At 37.7% G+C, this 21,876-nt stretch carries 17 protein-coding genes, 5 tRNA genes and 1 CRISPR repeat array (1 of these 23 running past the window's edge); all 22 genes read right to left on the reverse strand.

The genetic code is table 11. The features are described 5' to 3' along the window. Positions 1-641: a CRISPR direct-repeat array (repeat unit 28 nt; unit sequence TTTCTAAGCTGCCTGTGCGGCAGTGAAC); it begins 1,007 nt to the left of the window's first position. A 214-nt stretch (positions 642-855) separates the two neighbouring features. Next, positions 856-1,464, reverse strand: coding sequence for a type I-F CRISPR-associated endoribonuclease Cas6/Csy4 (cas6f, locus tag D1094_RS15580; RefSeq protein WP_118961037.1), 609 nt, complete (start codon positions 1,462-1,464; stop codon positions 856-858). Positions 1,465-1,487: 23 nt separating this feature from the next. Beyond that, positions 1,488-2,513, reverse strand: coding sequence for a type I-F CRISPR-associated protein Csy3 (gene csy3 / locus D1094_RS15585; RefSeq protein WP_118961038.1), 1,026 nt, complete (start codon positions 2,511-2,513; stop codon positions 1,488-1,490). An 84-nt stretch (positions 2,514-2,597) separates the two neighbouring features. Continuing rightward, positions 2,598-3,563, reverse strand: a complete 966-nt coding sequence (gene csy2, locus D1094_RS15590) for a type I-F CRISPR-associated protein Csy2 (RefSeq protein ID WP_118961039.1) — start codon at positions 3,561-3,563, stop codon at positions 2,598-2,600. After that, positions 3,560-4,843, reverse strand: coding sequence for a type I-F CRISPR-associated protein Csy1 (gene csy1 / locus D1094_RS15595; RefSeq protein WP_118961040.1), 1,284 nt, complete (start codon positions 4,841-4,843; stop codon positions 3,560-3,562). The genes csy2 and csy1 overlap by 4 nt, the downstream gene beginning before the upstream one ends. After that, positions 4,844-8,323: a type I-F CRISPR-associated helicase Cas3f gene (gene cas3f, locus D1094_RS15600; RefSeq protein WP_118961041.1), complete on the reverse strand. Its 3,480-nt coding sequence runs from the start codon at positions 8,321-8,323 to the stop codon at positions 4,844-4,846. Continuing rightward, positions 8,320-8,571: a hypothetical protein gene (locus D1094_RS15605; protein WP_118961042.1), complete on the reverse strand. Its 252-nt coding sequence runs from the start codon at positions 8,569-8,571 to the stop codon at positions 8,320-8,322. Before D1094_RS15605 ends, cas3f begins: the two co-directional genes overlap by 4 nt. Then, a complete protein-coding gene (gene cas1f, locus D1094_RS15610) occupies positions 8,564-9,553 on the reverse strand; it encodes a type I-F CRISPR-associated endonuclease Cas1f (RefSeq protein ID WP_118961043.1) in 990 nt (329 codons plus the stop codon). The genes D1094_RS15605 and cas1f overlap by 8 nt, the downstream gene beginning before the upstream one ends. A 563-nt stretch (positions 9,554-10,116) precedes the next feature. Next, on the reverse strand, positions 10,117-10,341 hold the full coding sequence (locus D1094_RS15615; protein ID WP_118961044.1) for a hypothetical protein: 225 nt from the start codon (positions 10,339-10,341) through the stop codon (positions 10,117-10,119). A 691-nt stretch (positions 10,342-11,032) separates the two neighbouring features. Next, positions 11,033-11,120 (reverse strand) — tRNA-Ser (locus D1094_RS15620). A gap of 591 nt (positions 11,121-11,711) precedes the next feature. Beyond that, positions 11,712-12,752, reverse strand: coding sequence for a quinolinate synthase NadA (gene nadA, locus D1094_RS15625; RefSeq protein WP_118961045.1), 1,041 nt, complete (start codon positions 12,750-12,752; stop codon positions 11,712-11,714). A gap of 720 nt (positions 12,753-13,472) precedes the next feature. Further along, positions 13,473-13,548, reverse strand: a tRNA-Lys gene (locus D1094_RS15630). A gap of 192 nt (positions 13,549-13,740) precedes the next feature. After that, positions 13,741-13,816: transfer RNA gene (locus D1094_RS15635), tRNA-Lys, on the reverse strand. A gap of 46 nt (positions 13,817-13,862) precedes the next feature. Next, positions 13,863-13,938, reverse strand: a tRNA-Lys gene (locus D1094_RS15640). Between the two features lie 45 nt (positions 13,939-13,983). After that, a tRNA-Lys gene (locus D1094_RS15645) sits at positions 13,984-14,059 on the reverse strand. Positions 14,060-14,234: 175 nt separating this feature from the next. Next, entirely contained in the window at positions 14,235-15,020 is a 786-nt protein-coding gene (gene ybgF / locus D1094_RS15650; protein WP_118961046.1) for a tol-pal system protein YbgF, read from the reverse strand. 30 nt (positions 15,021-15,050) lie between these two features. Further along, positions 15,051-15,587: a peptidoglycan-associated lipoprotein Pal gene (gene pal, locus D1094_RS15655; protein WP_118961047.1), complete on the reverse strand. Its 537-nt coding sequence runs from the start codon at positions 15,585-15,587 to the stop codon at positions 15,051-15,053. Between the two features lie 68 nt (positions 15,588-15,655). Then, positions 15,656-17,011: a Tol-Pal system beta propeller repeat protein TolB gene (tolB, locus tag D1094_RS15660; protein WP_118961048.1), complete on the reverse strand. Its 1,356-nt coding sequence runs from the start codon at positions 17,009-17,011 to the stop codon at positions 15,656-15,658. Positions 17,012-17,063: 52 nt separating this feature from the next. Then, the gene (gene tolA / locus D1094_RS15665; protein WP_259337983.1) at positions 17,064-18,026 is read right to left on the reverse strand and encodes a cell envelope integrity protein TolA; all 963 of its coding nucleotides are present in this window, start codon (positions 18,024-18,026) and stop codon (positions 17,064-17,066) included. Between the two features lies 1 nt (position 18,027). Next, positions 18,028-18,453 carry a protein TolR gene (gene tolR / locus D1094_RS15670; RefSeq protein ID WP_118961049.1) on the reverse strand — a complete coding sequence of 142 codons (426 nt, stop codon included), beginning with the start codon at positions 18,451-18,453 and terminating at the stop codon, positions 18,028-18,030. A gap of 11 nt (positions 18,454-18,464) precedes the next feature. Next, positions 18,465-19,148 carry a protein TolQ gene (gene tolQ, locus D1094_RS15675; protein WP_118961050.1) on the reverse strand — a complete coding sequence of 228 codons (684 nt, stop codon included), beginning with the start codon at positions 19,146-19,148 and terminating at the stop codon, positions 18,465-18,467. Then, positions 19,138-19,548: a tol-pal system-associated acyl-CoA thioesterase gene (gene ybgC, locus D1094_RS15680; RefSeq protein ID WP_118961051.1), complete on the reverse strand. Its 411-nt coding sequence runs from the start codon at positions 19,546-19,548 to the stop codon at positions 19,138-19,140. The genes tolQ and ybgC overlap by 11 nt, the downstream gene beginning before the upstream one ends. A 189-nt stretch (positions 19,549-19,737) precedes the next feature. Beyond that, positions 19,738-21,561 carry a DEAD/DEAH box helicase gene (locus D1094_RS15685; protein WP_118961052.1) on the reverse strand — a complete coding sequence of 608 codons (1,824 nt, stop codon included), beginning with the start codon at positions 21,559-21,561 and terminating at the stop codon, positions 19,738-19,740. Positions 21,562-21,876: the final 315 nt, after the last annotated feature.

A 21,876-nucleotide genomic window follows, 5' to 3' on the forward strand; every position in this document is an offset into this window, starting at 1 on the left:
TAAAGACGTAAAATTTCTAAGCTGCCTGTGCGGCAGTGAACGGGCACGGAAAGCAAACGGCATTTAGCCACTATTTCTAAGCTGCCTGTGCGGCAGTGAACAGAAGGGCTGAGCGGGGAAGAAATAGAAGAAATTTCTAAGCTGCCTGTGCGGCAGTGAACACGATGACGATCAGTCCGTACCAGCGCATCACTTTCTAAGCTGCCTGTGCGGCAGTGAACTGTGGAAAGTCGCAAGCGTTGTGTTGCTAGGCTTTCTAAGCTGCCTGTGCGGCAGTGAACTTGATGCACAAGAAATAGAACATCGCAAAGAATTTCTAAGCTGCCTGTGCGGCAGTGAACAATGCTAGAACGTATAGCGAGCATAAATACTATTTCTAAGCTGCCTGTGCGGCAGTGAACCTAGGGCATAAATCAGCACTTGACGCGGTAAATTTCTAAGCTGCCTGTGCGGCAGTGAACTATTAGTTATGCGACAACCAACTAAAAGATTATTTCTAAGCTGCCTGTGCGGCAGTGAACCTAATTCTGTTAACGTGTAAGAGTCGCCAGCTTTTCTAAGCTGCCTGTGCGGCAGTGAACTTAATGGTATTAACGGTTTAAACGGTACTAATTTTCTAAGCTGCCTGTGCGGCAGTGAACAATAGCTTATCAGTAAAAAAATAAGTTACAACAAGTAGCTAAGAGGTTTTAGGCTTTTTTACCTAAATTTTTAGCTGCTTTGTAACTTATTAATAGTTAACTAAATTTTTAAAGAGCTATTTTTTTAGGGTAAACATTAGTTTTCCTAAAAAATAAACCCGCCGCACTCAGCGGGTTTAAGTTTTTCACATTATTCAAAATCAATTAACGTAAATTAAAACCAAGGTACTGTAGCTTGATTATCTTTTTCATTTTCACTTTTTTTACTTAAGCCATAACAATTAAAGTCACCATGTTTCACTTGCTTACTTAACTCACAATCAATGAAAAACTTAAATTGTTCGTCTTTGGTTAAACTTTTGGCATTGATGTAAGGTAGTTTAGTTTGCTTATCTTCAAAACTTGCATAATGTTGTAATGCTTGTTCAAAGGTTTCCTCATGTCGTTTCGCTCTACGCCTTGCTAAACGAGCAAGATTTGTTGCAAACTGCTTTCGGCTAAAACAAGCATATTGTGTTATTGACTCTGGCACTGCCTTTATTGAGGTAATGTGTGTGTGGTCTGCAAAGCGCTTTAGCCAAGCATTAATTGATAATTTATCTAATAATGCTTGCGAAGGTGAAAATATTCGCAACTTATTACCTAACGGAAATACTTTATCCTTGTCAAAATATTGCGGAAAAGATAAAGCAATTTCAGACTGGTTATCACCCACTTTATTTTCAGCAAGCGCAATATGCACCTGTTGATAAACCTTAAACCAAATAAAACCTAAGGTGATTTCACTGTCTGGTAATAAGGTGATATCGAGATAATACTTCATGTCTCTTAACTCCTTTAAATAAGCTATTTATCACTTTCACCAAAGACACCACCACGTACTAAAATAGCCATTACATAGTGTTCATCTTCAATACGCTCAAGTTCTGCCCCTCGTGCCCACTTATCAAAGAAAGTATAAAAGTCTTGTTTATCTTTAGGAGTACGGTATGCCTTACCTAAATTAGTAACTGTACCGTATGGTTCAATCGCAATTGGCCCTGCTGATTTTTCAGCATCATCAAACTCGGGGTACCAAGTATCTATACTACGTAAAGCATTACCTAGCTTTTGCGAATGCATCGCGGCAATGTCTTTTACTGCATACAGAATTTTACTTTTTTTACCTTTACCTTTATCAAGCACTAATTCTTCACTTGGGTATACTTCTTGTGCATTGCCTACCTGAACAAAACAATTAACTTCTAGCATTAAAAAGTCATCTTCACTAGCGAGGGCATTGGCAATGCGATCGCCTAGCTCAATTACAGCTGCATCATCACAGTTAAAGTGTTTAGTGCTAAATTGTGTCGCGTCAAATGTCCATGTTTGTTTCGCATCTTTATTCAATGCATTAACTTGTACTTCAATATTTTCAGCACCAACACGGTTTCGCCATAAAAAACGGCCATTAGCAATATTTAACGCATAACGTTTACCTAGTTCTTTAAAACCCTCTTTACCTACATAGTCTCGTACTGCACTGGCATAACTTTGTTTGAATAACGCGTTGTTACAAGCTGATGGCTGTTGCACCCCACCCAATACTTTTAAGGTAAAGTGTAATTTTAAGGTGTCTTGCTCAGGGGCTAAGGCGCAGCTGTCTACCGTTTGTAAATTAGCTTTTTCTACTTCAGCATTTAATTTCACTGGATCATTTTTTATTGCTGCCTTTAAACGGTTTGAAATAGTACCTCGTACTGATTTTTCAATTAATGCTAGTGGCGTTACTACACTTCTATCATCCCATTGTGTGCCATACATATAACCATCAGAAGGTACTAATTTTTTTTCAAATGCCAGTACTGATGCGGTGTCTTGATTTTTAGCCATGATAATTTCCTTTTAATTTTTAGTTTTGTTATATAAAGATTTTGATTTGTAAGTATATAAATTGAATACTGATAATAATTAATTTTACAAGTCGCTTAACAACTCGTCTTCGGTTTGCTGTTGTGTATTATTTTGCACACATAGATATAAATTGCTGCTTTCTTGCGCTTGGTAACGCCATAATATTTCATCTAGTGCTCTGATTTTATGTGGCATTTTAAATTCACCTAAAGTAACAACACTTTCAGCAAAACGATGTGGTGTATCAGGGTCACGCTGATTTTTTGCTGCTCCCAGTTCAGTTAAACCGTGAAACCCCGTGGCAATAGGCACTAACCAGCCTTGGGCTTTTCGCTTACTTGACCAAGTCACCTTCTTTTCATCACTAGATGCTTTATTATCTTGTTCGCTGCTACTCTCTTCATTGCTATCGCAAGAATGATGAATCGCCAAATAATCAATTAAGGCATCCATAGCATCTTGCCCTTGCTGCATAGCCTCAATCATTAAGTCTCGTCGTTCTACCAGTGCATAACCCGGCATAAGCTTACGTGTTAATTGATTAAGATCGCTGACATTACCCTGCTCTACTTTAAAAAACTCAGCTGGTTTAAAGATTAAAATATCTCCGCCCGCTATTTTCATGCAGCTATTAAGCAGGTGCGCTATTTTTTCTTGCACAAGCAATTCATCTTCTTTTTCAATACCTGAATATTCAATCACTAACGAAATATCTAAGTGACAACGTGCTTCTTCGATAAAGGCACTTCTTGCTCCCGTTTTATCTAATGGGTTACCCGTACCAACAATTGAGTGAACAAAGTCACCAACACCTTTATGGGTTTGTAAATCACATTGGTGGCTTATTACTGCTGTACCAATAAATTTTAATGAATCAAAACCGTTAGCATTTAATTTTCGCTGTAAGGCGTGTACAGCACCTAACCACGCTGTCATGGCTGGAAAACCAATGGTAAATGGGCTAGAAAGTGCATTGGCGTTATGTACTTTTAAGTGCGGTATTAGTAATAGCCGTTTTATATTATTCATTTTAAAAACTCCCTGTTGTGCTCAACAATATTCGCAAACAATAAGCGCTCTTCTTCCCCTAGCGTTATGGCTTTTCTCGCTAATACTTTTTCATAACTACGGCTTATCCAACGAGATATTTCAATGACCAGCTTATCTAGCCATTGGTCTGAACTTTCTCGCTCCTTTTCATAATCACTGTGTAGCCAAGTCAGTTGATGACTCGCAATTTTTGATGTTTCTTGGTGGTATTGTGCTTGTGATATAGCTCGAACCGACCACATTTTTTCAATCAGTAAGTCTATAATATCTTGCAGGTAGCGATCTCGTTTATCACGTGTCTCTATGTTATTCCTGTGATCTTCAAATACCTTATGTAACGCTTTAAATGTATCTGCGTAATCATATTTTTTAAATGACTCTACAAAAAAATCACTGGTGGGAAAATAAACATCACGCTTTTCAATACTCGGAGGTAGTGACGATAACAAATGTGCTTTACCGCCATTTTGATTATTTAGTACGCTAATATTTTGCGGCTTAGTGCCTCCATAACCTATAGTAGTTAGGCCATAAATTTCACTAAAACCTTGCTCACTAAATTCATTTTTACGCTTTTTATCCCTCAGCTCTTTTATTTCATCTGAAAAACGTAACTTATCAAGGCGTGAGCGTAGTTGATAAACCATGCCTGAATTGGTTAACAATGATAATTGGTGATAGTTATTAGTTTCGCTATTGGCAATATCATTATCACCTACGGGAAAATATACTTGTTTTATTTTTGAGCTGGTTATATTTTCAGCAGAGCTTTCTGCCATGGCCATAAAGCCTGCCTTCAATTCTTGATAACTTACTGATTTTATCGTTAACAAGGCCGTTGCTAAGTCAGTGTCTTGTTGAATATGTTCTAATAAACTCTTGCCATCAGCCATCATTAAGGTGAGAAACTTATAAACATCTAATGCGGCTGCATTGCCTAGAGCATCAGTGGCTGCAGATACATTACCTGTTTTCAAAAAGCCATCCTCAATACGCTCAACATTAACCAATACTGACGAAACATAACCATTTTTATTTTTTCTGGCACTCGGGTGACTAAAAGTACAAGGATGGGTAGCCATTGATATTTGACCCGCCCGTTTTGCCGCGTTAGGTAACCACTCATTTAACGAAAATTGCTGTTCACAAACTTGTGATAATTCTTTAACCTGTAACTCATCCATTGATGCTTTAACATTTTTCTTTAGCCAAGTTTCTTTACGTTCGATAAAAAAACTATTTATTGCTGGATCTAACATCTAACCTCCTTTGTTATTTACTTTAACCAAACCAAACTGGTCGTTATATTCATATTGTGCATTATCTCGTTCAACAAAATTGATTTCACCATAACGCAGTGATACGCGTCTTTTACTGTTTAACCACTCATCATCTAGGTGATTTGATAATAAAACTTGGTAGTTGCGTTCAAACCATAGATTATTTTTTTCTATTTCAGTTAACTGCACTTGCGTAATATTAAGTATGCCTTCGCGGTTAATCGCCTGATTATATTCATCAAGCAATGCCTTACCAGCCTCATCTTTTTGGGTGAAATAGCATTGCTCACTATCAGCGTTATAAAATAAAAACAGGTTAACGCTGACTTCGCTCTTTCTAAAAGGTGTAAGTACTTGCGGCAAAGCAGTTAAATACCATGTTTCGGTTAAATAACCTTGCAAGGCATTTGCCCCATAAGCGGTGTAGTTTGCTAATTCTGTATTTATAACTCGATGCTCTAACAACGCTAAATATTGCCCCTCGGACGATTCAGGAGTTTTTATGCGAGGGATTGCATTAAGGTTATTCGCTAACTGCCTAGTGTTAATCAACTTCATTAAATTATGCGTTGGCAAAATGGCCTTTTTGTAATCTTCACTATCTGGCTTTTTATAAAAACCATGTTCAAAACCTGGACGAGTAAAGTATTGCTCGCCTTGTTTATCATTCGCTTTAAAGGCTTTAATGTTATATTGCATTAAACCTATATTTGCCTGCTCTACCGCATCAACTCTGTGCCGTCGAACGCGCCCTGCTAGCTGTACAATGGAGCGGTAAGACGAGGGTTCAATAATGGCCCAATCAAAATCATGATCACGACCAACTTCTTCTACTGGCGTTGCCACTAAAATGAAAATTATATTCTGTGTTGGTTGTTGTTCTGAATTAGTTGAAACACCACTTTTTTGATGGATACTATCAAGATGGCTTCTAATTACGGGGTCACTAAAGGCTTGTTGTTCTTGCCCTGATTTTTCTTTTCGCTTTAATACCGCATCAAGATGTTTTTCTTGTTCGTGGCGCAATAAAAGTACTTGCTGGCTGTGATATGCCATCACTCTCGCCTGAGTATTTTCTTGTTGGCTGTTATTATTAAAGTCAGCCTGTAACAAATATTTTGTTAGTTCAATACACGGTGAAATATTCGCTATACGCACCACGCCAAAAGATACTTTTATGCCTGTTTTGTTATCAATACTATGATGTTGTTGATGCTTTGTTAAAATGGCTTGTTGCACCGTAGAAAAATACTGCTCTACTTTTGTTTGTTCAGATAATAGTTTGTCTTGCTGCGATGTCTTTTGTTTTACTTCTGCTAATAGTGGGCAGGCAATAATTTCCGCTTTGCGTTTGGCCACTTGCTTTGTCAGTTTAGTTACTCGTTTTTCAATAAAGCTATCATGATTATTTTGATAGTTTTCAAGCGCCTTTTCAGTGTCTGTTGTTTTGATAGATTGAACCTGTGTGCTAAATTCATCTACCCAAGCACAACCTATTTCTGCTTTAGCATTGTCTCTGTTGTTACTAAAAATCTGCCAGCCTTTTTTATAGGCATTAAAATACCCTTGGGCTAAATCGGGTGGGATTGTCGCTGATGAGATCATCACTTTACGCCCCAACATACCCGCTAAATGGGTTAAACGGCCAATAGCGATTAAATCATCTCCGGTAAAATCATCTATTTCATCAATCACCAGATCAGATGACATTAAACGTAAACTTGGCAAAATATAACGACCACCGCGTTTGGTTTCTGTTGCCGCCATGATGTGATCTATTGTGCAAGCAAGTACAGGTGCATATAAAAATTGTTTGTCTTTAGTGCAAGTTAAAACAGTTGCTAAACCCTCTTCGGGAATATCGCACTCATAATCAATAAACTCGTCTAATAAAGCTTGTTTAGATTCAGATCCTAATACTTCCTCTGTTATTTCATTTTCAACAACTAGCTTTTTAGTTTGTTCACCATGGTGTAATTCTGCTACTGCTCTTGAGCCGATTAACACTGCTAATTGTGCTTTTGATAAACCAATAAGATTTCGGTATTCATCACCAGTTTGCAAAGTTAAGGTGCGTAAACCAAGGGCTAGAATATAACGTAAGCTATTACCATCGCTTGATAGCGCGCGCATTACCTTAGCATTGGCAAATGTTTTTCCGCAGCCTGTACTTGCCATATTCACCGCAAAAAAACCGACTGTTTCTTTAGCTTGTTGTGCTTTCCAATCGTTAATTTTAGTTACCGCTTTATCTTGCCAGCTAAATTGTGCAGGGCTTTTAGCTCTTAATACTTGAATGTCTGTTGCTGCAGGCGGTTCTTGTTCAAAAGCAGGTAATAAATGCGCAGTATTGAGCGCATTTCTGGCAACCCCTACTAAATGTTCATCTAATTTTTGTTTAAGTTCGCTAGTTTCTCTGTCTGTATTGGCAAATAACCCTGTGCTATTTTGCCAGTTTTTTGCTGCATCTTGTGATGAATAGAAATGATCACCTAACATTAAACATAAACGGGCATGATGTAATACTAAGCGGTAGCTACCATCTTTTATTGCTGATTCAAGAAAGGGTAAATTACTCTTTAAACTATTTGCCCAGCGTTTTATTTGTTTTAGCCATTCATTAGATTCGCTTAATAAGCCGTTTGGAAACTCAAAACAATTTTTGACGCGTTTTTGATATTCTTGTGGGTCTTGAGTGTTTTCATAACCCCATTCTTGGCTGATACGATTTAATAAAGTGTCTAAACTTTGAGACTCAACACCCAGCCACGCTTTTCTGGTCTCTTTTTGACTATATGAAAAATTAGGTAATCTATGATGGGATACAATTAACCAAGCAATTAACTTTGCGGCGTCAGGTAGTTGTGCCAACGGGCGTTCTTTTTTCTGTTTAACTATTTGTGATAATGCTTGCTCTGATAACTCGCCATTGCTAAGTTCATTCAACCATGTTTGATCTGATTTAGTGCCTACCAAAGCATTAAGTAACAAGACAGAGATCCACTCATGCCTGATAGGATCCCCCTTGAATTTATTTTTGCTGTTTGGCGTTAGTTTTTCTTGAAATAACTTTGAAGCCTTGCCCCAATCATGCAACAGTGCTGATATTGCCGTTAAGGACTTTATCAACGGTAAGTATTTCCAATCATTTTCAATTTCACTGTTTAACAAATTTTTCCTTGTACTATTTACTGGCACCACACCTTCACCATTAAACTTCGCTTTATTACCCACTACCCATAAAAACTGGCTGCGAGAGCGTGTTCTAATCCAATGACAACTTACCGCAGTACTTTTGCTGGCAGTTTGGCGCAGCATTTTTTTAACCGTTTGTAGGCCTTCTTCCGTGATAAGTGTTTGCCAAGTATTGTCACCAATACGGTTGGCAAAGGCATCAAGCACTCTTCGGGTTTTCTTTAGGGCATTTTTTTCGCATTGCGAGACAAAAGTAACCATCATAGGCCATCTGCCTTTTTGTAAAATTCAAAGCCACAATCATTACAGCACCATGCTCGTTGGTATTCATTCATTTCAAAACTGCAACCTGCGGGAGCATATTTGCCTGTTTCAAACATTAGAACTGCCTTTTCGTTAGGTTCACCATAAAGGTAAGTTGCAATTGAATTACCATGGCATTGTCTGCAAATACGCGGTTTACGCTGAAATACATACTTACCATTGTTCAGAGTGTTGTTGTATTTACTCATGAATTTTTCCATGAGTATCCAGCGCCACAGCTTTAACTTGCTCAAACATAAAGTCGAGCGCCTTGTGGTCGGTAAACGCTTGCAGTATTTGTTGCCGAAACTCTTGCTCGGTGGCATTTTCTTTAGCGCAAATAAATGCCCACGGTAATACAATGGCATCTTTGATTAGGTCTGCAATATCAAACACTAAAGCACCGCGTCTAGTTTTACCATGCATTACGGCAAAGCCATGAGGAATGCCTAATACCCAAAGAGTACAAGCGGCTAATCCATAGGCTAAGTAGTTGCCGTGGTTTAAAAAGTCGTTTGCTTTGTCTGTGCTATTTCTATCAAAGGCACGATGCTGACGTGTGAAGTTTTCTGTTTTGGTGGTGTTTGCGGCAAATTTGTAAAGTGCTTTGGTAAGCTGTGCTTCAGTAAGTAATAAATCAGCGGGTTTAGCTGCGGTAAGCATTCTGTCATTAAAGCGCTCTAGTGCGACTTCAATACTGCTATCCGCGGTTGTAAAACCTTCACTTTTTAACTCTCGATCACTTGTCCAAACTTTGTGTAAAAATTCAATACGTGCTTGTTGAAAGTACTTGGCGGCGGTTAAACGCTTTGCATCATCAAACCAAAATTTCATCCACCCTTGTAAATACTCGGTTGGACGATATTCACTTTGTGGAGTAAACCATTCTATAGGTTGTTCTGTATCATTAGCCATATACAAGGGGGTACCACCACCACCTGAAAAACCAATAAGCACACCTGCTTGGGCTAGCATTCTGACTGCTGCTTGGGTAATTGATGTGCCATTGCCTAATAACAGTATTGTGCTATTGGCAATAGGGATATTAAAGTATTGGTTTTCTTTGCTGGCCTCGGTTAGATATAAAACTCGGCCATCTTTTTGCATTACTCGACAATATTCTAAGTAATACATATTGGCGCGTTTTGAATGCAATATGCTCTTTAAATCTGAAGGTGATAAATCATTCACTGTACTGCTACTTATTGTTTATTAATCTTGAAGCGTTAAACTTTATAGCCGATATTACCACTACCACTATTTTTATTAGAAAGTGCCATAGAATATCAATTATGAACGCGATACTTCCTACACCAGTAAAAATAACGCTACTGACACACTTCGATAAGGTGAAATAATTAAATTCACTATTTTGATTATAAAAAGTGTCTGTGCGCCAGCATTCGTCATCAAATTTTAAGACGTGTGGTTGTACTTTTTTGACTACATAATTGAGGCTGATAAAAGAGATGTTGCCTATATCCTTGGCTATAAAATTAAAGTATCCTAAAAGCTATTACGTGAGCTTTATTGCAAAATTTATCAGATACACAGTGAGTTGCAATAAAAATTTTATTTAATTGATTCTAAAATAGATTATTCGAATACTTTTTCATTACTTATTTAAATTAGCACTCGCTATTAACTGATAAATTCTATAGTTTTCACTAGAACACTTGTATTTATCGATTCTTTATAACCTAATAACTTTTCGATTAGGGAAGTATAAAATTGTGTTTAAAAAGCTTACAACGTTACGGTTTTGCTATTTTAAAGCTCACTAATACTTTTAAAAATATTCTCTTCAAAAAACTCTTATCTTTCTTAGTTTCAAGGATTACAAGGGGTAGATATATACTAGCGATATAAGTTGAACCATCTAATCTGCGGCTGGTAAGTTCCAATAATTTTCTTTCCTTTACATCTTCCATCGTGGTTTTATGACCAGATAAAAATTCAGGTGGTGGTAAATATGGCATCAATAAAGTTTCTCGTACTTGAACATAATAAACCTACTCAGCATTTTTTAATTAATATCAATTACGCTAAGGTAACTACATGGCATGAAAAGGGTTTAGTTGCAATTCTAACAGTAATCGGTTTATTTGTTTTACAAAACCATATTTAAATATAAACCACATACATGCGAGCCATTATCAAAAATCCCCTTTCAAAAATTGTGTATGTTTATCTTTAATTAGTGGTATTGAACCAATTAAAAAAGTTAATTATTTTCTTTGAAAGTATCGAACTATTCTAATATTCGAAATACACATAATACTGCCTTAGAATAGACTTAATAAAACAATACATTATTTTGTTGTACTAACCAATGGAACAGCCACCTTAATATCAATAAGATGTATGTACTGATAAACATCAATACTAAAACCCAGAATAAATAAGGTAAATAAAAAATGGTTTATTTAACCTAAACGCAATACTTCTGAAAAATACCTCTCATTATTCCATATCATATTTAGCCTTAAAGCTTATTGTTGTTTTCAACCTTTCTAGAGGTTCATACACTATTGATAAAATTGTTTTTTCTTGAATATATTTGCAAATTAATAATTAAGGAGTATGGGCTTGTAAAAGACACTACTTCCTTTAGAAACAGGCAATAAAAAAGGCGTCCCGAATATTTCGGGACGCCTTTGTATTTGAATATGGCGGTGAGGGAGGGATTCGAACCCTCGAAGGCTTGCGCCTTACACACTTTCCAGGCGTGCTCCTTCGGCCACTCGGACACCTCACCGTTTTAGAACTATTGATATATTTATAGTGCTATCGACACTTTAGTGATGGCCTATGAACACGCCATGCGTGTCAACTCAACCTTAGCGTCCACTCGGACACCTCACCGTTTTAGAACTATTGATATATTTATAGTGCTATCGACACTTTAGTGATGGCCTATGAACACGCCATGCGTGTCAACTCAACCTTAGCGTCCACTCGGACACCTCACCGTTTTAGAACTATTGATAAATTTTAGTGCTATCGACACTTTAGTGATGGTCGATGAACACGCCATGCGTGTCAACTCAACCTTAGCGCCCACTCAGACACCTCACCGTTTTAGAACTTTTGATAAGTTTTAGTGTTATCGGCACTTTAGTGATGGTCGATGAACACGCCATGCGTGTCAACTCAACCTTAGCGCCCACTCGGACACCTCACCGTTTTAGAACTTTTGATAAGTTTTAGTGTTATCGGCACTGATAAGCTGCGCTATGTTAGGTAAATTTAACCCATAACGCAAGGCTAATTCCCTGCTATAAACTTGAGTGGTTAGTAATCAGCCAACTAAACGAGTTTAATGGTTTAAGCGTTTTAGTTTGCGTTCTTATTTCTTCATATTTGCTGCAAAATCTAACATTCTATTAAGTGATTTTAATGCACCTTCCCTAAGATTCATGTCAACGAAAACCTCTCTCCCTTTAGGATCAAGTAAAGCGTCTTCTATTTCCTTTAAACCATTCATTGCCATCCAAGGACAATGTGCACAACTGCGACACGTTGCACCTTCACCTGCAGTGGGCGCTTCAAAGAATTCTTTTTCTGGGCACAACTGCTGCATTTTATAAAAAATGCCTCTATCGGTAGCCACAATAAACTTTTTATTGGGCATATCTTGAGCAGCTTTTATCAATTGGCTAGTAGAGCCTACAGCATCAGCTAACTCAACAATTTCAAGTGGTGACTCAGGGTGAACCAATACTGCCGCATCAGGGTGCAATGTTTTCATATCGCGTAATGCTTTAGTTTTAAATTCATCATGAACAATACATGCGCCTTGCCACATAAGCATTTCTGCGCCAGTTTCACGTTGTATATAATTACCTAGATGGCGATCAGGACCCCAAATAATTTTTTTACCTTGTTCTTCAAGGTGTTCAACAATCTCTAAAGCACATGATGAAGTCACTATCCAATCGGCACGAGCTTTTACAGCCGTTGAAGTATTCGCATAGACAACAACGGTATGATCAGGATGTTGATCACAAAATGCAGAAAATTCTTCAATAGGACAACCAAGATCTAACGAACAGGTTGCCTCTAAGGTTGGCATGATAACGGTCTTTTCAGGGGTTAATACTTTTGCAGTATCCCCCATGAATTTTACACCTGCCACAATTAATGTTTTAGCGGGATGCTTATTACCAAAGCGAGCCATTTCTAGTGAATCGGCAACACAGCCTCCCGTCTCTTCAGCTAGTGCTTGAATTTCAGGATCTGTGTAGTAATGAGCGACTAAGACAGCATTCTTCTCTATCAACAACTGCTTTATTCTTTCTTTATAAAGCGATTTTTCATCGAGCGATAAGGGTTTTGGTTTTGCTGGAAATTGAAAATCAAATTCGATAGCTGTATTAGTTTGACTCATATTGATCTCTAATCTGGGACATTTTGAACCGCGCAATTATATGTGAAAGCACTGTAAATGTGTACCATAGATTTACGCTAAGCTATTACCTTAATGCTTTTGTGTTGCGCTATAGCTGCGAACACAAGAAAAGTTTGAAGCTAAGTTAACTGGTTGAGTAAAATTAACACTGAATAGAAACTGTAATAGCAATGGAAGAGTTGATATTTAAAAGTGGTTAAAAGCTTTGGCTTTGTACTCTGATGAGTTACTGATGAATCACTGATGAATCACGTTTAATAAAAGTGGTCGGTCGTGAAGGATTTGAACCTTCGACTTAACTGATGAAAAGTGGTTAAAAGCTTTGGCTTTGTATTCTGATGAGTTACTGATGAATCACTTTTAATAAAAGTGGTCGGTCGTGAAGGATTTAAATCTTCTATTTCACTGATGAAAAGTGGTTAAAAGCTTTGGCTTTGTACTCTGATGAGTTACTGATGAATCACTTTTAATAAAAGTGGTCGGTCGTGAAGGATTTAAATCTTCGATTTCACTGATGAAAAGTGGTTAAAAGCTTTGGCTTTGTACTCTGATGAGTTACTGATGAATCACTTTTAATAAAAGTGGTCGGTCGTGAAGGATTTGAACCTTCGACTTAACTGATGAAAAATGGTTAAAAGCTTTGGCTTTGTACTCTGATGAATCACTGATGAATCACTGATGAATCACTTTGAATAAAAGTGGTCGGTCGTGAAGGATTTGAACCTTCGACAAATTGGTTAAAAGCCAACTGCTCTACCAACTGAGCTAACGACCGATGATAGATATGTTCTTTAGTTATTCTTTATATAGAATAGGATAGCTTTGAAAGAAAGTCTTTCAACTTATCGAATAATCATAGAAGATTTTAAAATAAGTGCTTAGTCATAAGGTGTTAATTTATGACCTCATTTATTAAAGCAATTAAAAGCTTGTGCTTTTTAATACTTTACTTAAATAAATAAGAAAGTGGTCGGTCGTGAAGGATTTGAACCTTCGACAAATTGGTTAAAAGCCAACTGCTCTACCAACTGAGCTAACGACCGATGGTAGATAAGTAAATAGTTTTCCGAACTCAATCAATATTGAAAGTGGTCGGTCGTGAAGGATTTGAACCTTCGACAAATTGGTTAAAAGCCAACTGCTCTACCAACTGAGCTAACGACCGATAACTATTTACAAATACAAATGACACGATTACTGGTGATAAAAGTGGTCGGTCGTGAAGGATTTGAACCTTCGACAAATTGGTTAAAAGCCAACTGCTCTACCAACTGAGCTAACGACCGTCATTTGTACTACGTTGAACTGCTCGTCCAACGCGGGGCATATGATACTTATAATATTTTTAAGTGCAACAATAAATTTCGTTTTTTTCAATATAATTAGCTGTTCGGCTAAAAACACAGCAATACGCTACATTTATCATCAAAAATGAAATGTAATTTTGCTCTTTGAGTTCAATTACAAGCTATCTAAACGTGGCTTAGCCAGTTTAGCAGATGTTGAATCTGGGTACTCTTTCAACAATTGTTGATAAAGCTGCTTAGCTTTAGCATTGTTGTTATTCTTTTGCGCAACCATTGCCAGTTTAAGTAAAGCATCAGGTCGTTTTGCTGATTCAGAGAACTGTTCAACGACAACCAAGAACTCTTGCTCCGCCTCAACTAACTCACCCTTATTGAATAAAAGCTGTCCCAACCAGTAATGTGCATTGGGAGCATAAGGTGACTGTGGAAAACTCTTATTAAACGCTCTAAATTCAGGTATAGCTTGCTCGTAACGTTTATCTTTTAACACCAAGTTCAATGCTCGGTCATAAGCTTCATTTTCAGTTAAATTATCGCTATAACCTTGTCCTGTCGAGACAGGTGATGTACTAGTGTCATTTGCAATAACACTTGGTACTGACGCACTTGTTTTTAGTGCTTCACTAACACGTCTATCAAGCTCTTGATATAACTCGCGTTGACGATCTAACACTTGGCTGAGTTGATGAGTATGTAGCTCAGTAACTCCACGTAATTCATTCATTTCAGTTTGCAATTGATCTAACTGGCGTTGAATTTTTACTTGTGCTCTATTTCTTGAGTCTAACTTACGTTCTAAAACCGCAAGTTGCTCAGATAATGAGTTTGAAGAACCATAGTTACTTGAATTAACATCGACGACTGGCGCTTGAGGAACGGCCAATACCGAAGAGGTACTAGCCGTTAACAAGATACCAAATAAAACTTTATTTAGTTTCATTTATCTACCTGAATAATTGTGAGTGTTCGCTTAGTAAACTAATACAGCACGACGGTTTTGTGCGAAAGCACTTTCAGTGCGATCCATAACCATTGGTTTTTCTTCACCGTAGCTAACAACAGATAATTGATTTGAATCTACACCCATGTTTTCTAAGTAAGTTACAACAGCTTTTGCACGACGTTCACCTAAAGCGATGTTGTATTCAGGAGTACCACGCTCATCGGCATGACCTTCAACTAATACTTTAACGTCTGCATTTGCGTTTAAGAATTTAGCATGTGCATCTAAAATAGCGGCATATTCATTACTTACACTAGAAACATCAAAACCGAAATATACGATATGTTCTGAACGTAACTTAGCTAACTGCTGACGTTTTTGTTCTTGAATTTCAGCTTCACGCTTAGCCGCTGCAACTTGTACGCTATCTTCAGCATTTTGAGTTACTTCAGCATTTGTGTCTACCTGACTTTGCTCTTCTGTATCTGAGTTAGAGCTACAAGCTGATAAAGCTAAAAGAGGTAAAGCGATAGCTAAGCTTTTTACTGTTTTGTTTAAGCGCATTTTTTTATCCTTTGTTCTAAAAAATAGTAAGTTTAAATAAGTATTCTATATATTGTTATATCTTCAGTTTACAAGAACGGTGACCATGCTGGAGCTTTTACTTGCCCATCAAGAGCGGGTAACCGAGCTTTAAATCGTCCATCTACAGACACTAAACCTAACACTTGACGGTTATTGTGTAATGTACTGTATATAATCATTCCACCATTTGGCGAAACACTTGGTGATTCATCTAATCGTGTTTTTGTTAATACCTGAAAAATGCCTGAATCAAATTCTTGTTTGGCTAATCGGTATTGCCCACGTGTTCTATTCACCATTATTAACTGTTTACCGTCAGGTGTAATTGAACCACCCAAGTTCATTTCACCATCAAACGTTAAGCGTCGAATTTTTCCATCGACTAAATTTACGCGATATAGCTGAGGTTTACCACCCCGTTCTGAACTAAATACTAATGAATTTCCATCAGGCGTCCAACTTGGCTCGGTATCAATCGATCTGTTTCTCGTTACACGACGTAATTTTTTCGTCGCTAAGTTCATTACATATAAATCTGGGTTACCATCTTTAGATAAAACCATTGCCATCTTTTTTCCATCAGGAGAAAAACGTGGTGCACTGTTAATCCCTTTAAATGAACTAATTAAATCACGTTGCCCAGTATAAATATCAATGGTGTGTATTTGAGCCTGACGGTTCTCAAACGAAACATAAGCAAGCTTTTCTCCACTTGGGTGCCAAGATGGAGACATTAATGGTTCTTTAGAACTTAACAATACATGTTCATTAAAACCATCATAATCAGCAAAAGCTAGCTGGTACGGATACTTTCCTTGATCACGAACAATAACGTAAGCAATTTTAGTTAAAAACGCTCCTTTACTGCCGGTTAATTTTTCGTAAACAACGTTGCTAATACTATGTGCATAACGTCGAAATTGCTCACTACTAATGTCGGCACTACTTTGCGCTAATATATGGTCTTGCGCTTCAACTAAATCACCATTACTGAGCATAGTCGTTTGACCGCCCGTAACCTGACCTCTAATAACGTCAACAAGCTGATAGCTAACTTGATAACGGTCAATGGCAACTTCGCTAATTTGACCAACAACAATAGCTTCAATACCTTCGCTTGCCCAAGCACTGTAATCAACATTTTGTGCCGATGTTGGCACTTGCGGAAATTTATCGTATGAAACAGGGCTAAACTTACCACTGCGTAACAAATCGTCACTTACTATTTTCGAGATTCGTTCTGGTAGCTCGGAATTACCTGTCCATTTAAAAGGTAAAATGGCAATAGGGCGAGCACTATCTATTCCACCAGTGATAACAATCTCTAACGTCGCCATAGCACGGGTTGACGTTAACAAAGTAACTAAACTAATAAAAATAGTAATAAGTAATTTAAATTTCATTGGGTTCTTCTATCTTCTTCTTTAATTTTATACGGACCATATAATGTTTATACTAAAACTCTGGCACAACAGTTACGGCTATTTTACGCATTTCTTTAAATACTTCAGGATCTTTAGAAACAGGCAAAGTACCCGCTTTATAAATTGCGGTTTTAGCAGCTTCACATACTACCCTGTCTCCTTGACCAATAACAACCTGAGTAACAAAGCCTGAAGGTGCAAGGCTTATCGTTAATTTACATGTTTTCCCAGCCATTGTACTTCGATCTTTAATCATATTACGGTTAATTGATTGCTTAATCAAAGCAGCAAAGCGATCTATTTCAGAAAGCACTTGTTGGCGACGCGCTTTATTTCTACTCGCCATTTCAGCAGCCATTTGTTCTGCAATAAGCGCTTCTTGTTTTGCTCTTTCTTTTGCTTCAGCCTCTTTACGTTTTTTCTCGGCTAACTCTTTTTTACGCTTTGCTTCAGCCTCTGCTTTTTTCTTGCGGCGCAGCTCCTCCGCTTTTTTAGCTGCGGCTTCTTCTTTTATTCTTTTTGAACGCGCTTTTGCTGCAGCATCTTCAGCTTTTTTCTTCTCTTGTTCTTTTTGTTTACGTAGTTTTTCAGCTTTTGCTGCCTTGGCTTTAGCACTTTTAGCTGCGTTATCTGCTTTTATTTTTTCTTGTTCTTTTTGTTTACGCTGTTTCTCAAGTTTTTTAATTCTCGCTTCTTCTTTCGCTCTACGCTTTTTCGCCTCGGCTGCACGTCGCTCAATATTTTCAATGCGCTTTTTTTCCGCCGTGAGTGCTGCATTTTTTTGCTTTTTAATTTTATCAATAGCTTTATCTAATTTTGCTTTATCAACCGCCACCGCTTGAATTGGCTGCATTTCTTGCACACTAGGTGTGGGTAAAGGTTTAGGTGTTGAAGAAAAATCACCAATGAATAAAACCGCAATCATGACAGCATGCAAACCAATACTTAACCATAATGCTTTAATATATGGGGTATTAAGGGACTTCTGACTCACCTTATTTCTCCACAGAATCGGTCATTAAGCCAACAGAAGGTACGCCAGCAACTTGTTGCAATAGTACCATTAACTGAATAACTGCATCGTAAGAAACTGCACCATCCCCATTAACAACTACAGGGGTATCAGGCTCAATCTCTAAATGTGCTTTTACCAATGTGGCCACTTCTTCAGCTGACATCGGCACTTTGTCATCGGCACCAACGGTCAAGTAATATCGACCTTGCGCATCAACAGAAGCAACAAGCGGAGTTTTACTGTCTTCATCCATAGGTTCAGCGTCAGCTTGAGGTAAATCTACTTTAACGCCTTGGGTAATCAGTGGGGCTGTCACCATAAATATAATAAGCAACACCAACATAACATCGATGTAAGGAACAACATTTATCTCAGCTACTTTACGGCGTCTAACTCTTTGATACATAAAGCTCTCCGTTAAGCAATAGGTTCTGCGGCTGTTTGACGCTGTAAAATACTTGAGAACTCTTCCATAAAGTTACCGTAACTGTTCTCAAGCTTTTCTACTTTATGACTGAAGCGGTTAAAAGCCATTACCGCAGGTATTGCGGCAAATAACCCCATTGCAGTTGCTATTAAGGCTTCTGCAATACCTGGTGCTACCATAGCAAGAGTAGCTTGTTTAACTGCACCTAAAGCAATGAACGAGTTCATAATTCCCCAAACCGTACCAAACAAACCAATATAAGGGCTAATAGAACCAACCGTTGCCATAAAGGGCAAATGTGTTTCAAGGCTATCGACTTCTCTAGATAAGGCCACACGCATAGCTCTATGGGTGCCGTCGACTATAATTTGTGGGTTGTTAATATTGCTTTTACGCAAGCGAGCAAATTCTTTAAAGCCTGAGACAAATAAACTTTCAATACCTTGAATGTTACTTTTTGCTGAAATTTCACTATACAATTTACTTAAATCAGCGCCACTCCAAAACTTATCTTCAAAAGCTTTAAGCTGCTGTACTGCATTTTTAAGTACTTTTCTGCGTTGAAAGATCATCGCCCAACAAACAATTGAAAAGATAAGTAAAGTCAGCATAACCAATTGTACTAAGATACTTGCTTCTAAAAATAAATGAAAAAATGAGATTTCAGCTGACACGTTTAAACGCTCCTAATATAAATTCTGGGATAGCACATGGCTTGTTTACGTTAAAATCTACACAAGCAATTTTTACTTCTGCAGTGCAAAGTAATTGTTGATGTTGATTTCTAATTTCTTGGTGGAAGACCAAACTTGCTCTTTTGAGCATGACTATCGTTGAATGCACATCAAGCAAATCATCAAGTTTTGCCGAAGCAAGGTTATCCATTTCTACCTTTGTGACAACAAAACCAAGCTGTTGTTCTAAAAAGAATGCCTGATTTATACCTATTTCCCGCAACCACTCTGTTCTTCCTCGTTCAAAGAACTTCAAATAATTAGCATAATAAACAATACCGCCAGCGTCGGTATCTTCGTAGTACACCCTAATTGAATGATTGTGCTCTTGGGATGGCATTGATAATACAGTAATTGTAATAGATTTTATTATTGGCTATATAGTAATAGATAAAGTGTTCAGCAAACAAGACAAGGCACATAATAAATTACAATTATTTGCACTTTTTAAGAGGTTTAGCGGTTAAATAAGCATATTTGAATAAAAAAGGCGCCCTGAGGCGCCTTTTCACAAAGAGTTGACTTCTAATTAATTATGACGTTGGCTACGTTCACGACGAGCAGGTCGTTGCGTTGGCGCTTGTGCTTCAGAAGCAGATATTGCTAAAGGTTGGCGACGAACTCTAACACCTTTTAAGCGTTTAAAAGAATCATCAGGCATACCTTTTGGTAATTGCACGAAGCTATGTTTTTCATGCAAGTTAATTTGACCAATATAGCTACTATCTAATGAAATTTCATTAGCAATAGCACCCACAATATCACCAGGTCTTGCACCATGATCTTTACCTACTTCTAAGCGGTATGTTTGCCAATCAACATCATTACGCGCTACTTTAGGCTTACGTGTTCTTTCGCCACGCCCTTCACTACCACGATGGCCTTTACTTTCACCACGCGCATCGCGACGATTATCTCTTCTGCCATCTCGGTTACCACGTTCATTACGATCGTTACGTTCACGTGAATCACGGCGTGGTTTAGGATCTTCTTTTGGCTGAAGTGGTTGCTTTAATTGTTTTTGTAACAATAAAGCTGCTGCTAAATCAATTAATTCAACTTCTGATTCTTCAGACATTTTCGCAACGATTTCACGCATCGCACTAATGTCTTTATTTGCAGCAATTTCAGCAATCTCATTGCGCGTACGTTCAATGCGAATTTTACCAATTTCTTGAATATTAGGCAGTTGATACATTTCAACTTTACCAGATGTTAAACGCTCATAATGGCGTAAAGAGTACATTTCGCGTGGACGAACAAAAGAAATAGAAGTACCTTCACGTCCGGCACGACCTGTACGCCCAATACGATGAACATAAGCTTCGTTATCACCTGGTAAATCATAGTTAATTACTAGTGAAATACGAGGAATATCTAAACCACGAGCAACAACATCGGTTGCCACTAAAATAGATGATTTACCAGACTTCATCTGATCAATACAACGTTCACGTTGTGCTTGGTTCATATCACCATTTAGTGCTAATGCAGGGTAACCAGCACGCTCTAATTTTTCAGCAACATCTACAGTATCGTTACGTGTACGCACAAAAATGATCATTGCATCATAATCAACCACTTCAGCAATACGCTCTAAAGCTGTCATTTTATTAATGCCACTAACTTTCCATGCAAACTGTTGAATATTTGCTTTCGCTTTTTTAACAGCTTCAATTTTAATATGTTCAGGATCAGTTAAGAATTTGTTCGCTATTTTACGAATAGCTGGTGGCATGGTTGCTGAGAACAACGCCATTTGAGTGCTTTCAGGTAAATGATCTAAGATCCATTGAATATCTTCCAAAAAGCCCATGTTTAACATTTCATCGGCTTCATCTAGTACACAGTAACTTAAAGAATCTAACTTCAAGCTTTTACGACGTAAGTGATCCATTAATCGACCAGGCGTACCTACTACGACTTGTGCACCACGTTCTAATTGTTGGAACTGAGGACCATATGATTGGCCACCATATAAAGTTGCAACGCGAAGACCTTTAATATTTTTACCAAAAGACTCAATAGCTTCAGCAACTTGCATTGCTAATTCACGTGTAGGTGCTAACACCATCAGTTGAGGCTTTTTAATTGATGTATCAATCGCTGCTAATGCAGGTAAACCAAAAGCAGCGGTTTTACCTGTACCTGTTTGAGCTTCACCTAAAACATCTTTACCTGCTAATAACGGTGGAATCGTTTTTGCTTGAATATCTGTTGCTGAAGAGAAACCAATCTCTGTTAAAGCGGAAAGTAAATTTTCAGGTAAGCCTAACGTTTTAAAACTAACTAAGGCGTTATTTTCTGCGGTATTATTTTTTTCAGTGTTTTGTGCTGTATTTTGTTCAGTCATAAATTTTGTCATCTTCTCAAGGCAGGCTTATCTGTGACAAAAAACAAAATTAAAAAGCAAAAGAATCCCCGCCTTCAAAGCAGCAAAAAGCACACTTAAAAGCGTAATAAACAGTCTAATTTTAAATTGCTAAGTCTATAACCTGCGTACATATACGAGGAAACCACCAGGGAGACTTAAGGCGCATAGTGTATTCAAACACTATATTTCTGGTTAGTAGGAACTACTAACGTGGTAAGTCTATAGGGCGGTATAACCCTCACTCATCTCGAACTACTTATTTTTGTATTTAATAAGTAGTAAAACTCATCCTGA

Source organism: Colwellia sp. RSH04 (assembly GCF_003545765.1).
Classification (GTDB): Bacteria; Pseudomonadota; Gammaproteobacteria; order Enterobacterales; family Alteromonadaceae; genus Colwellia.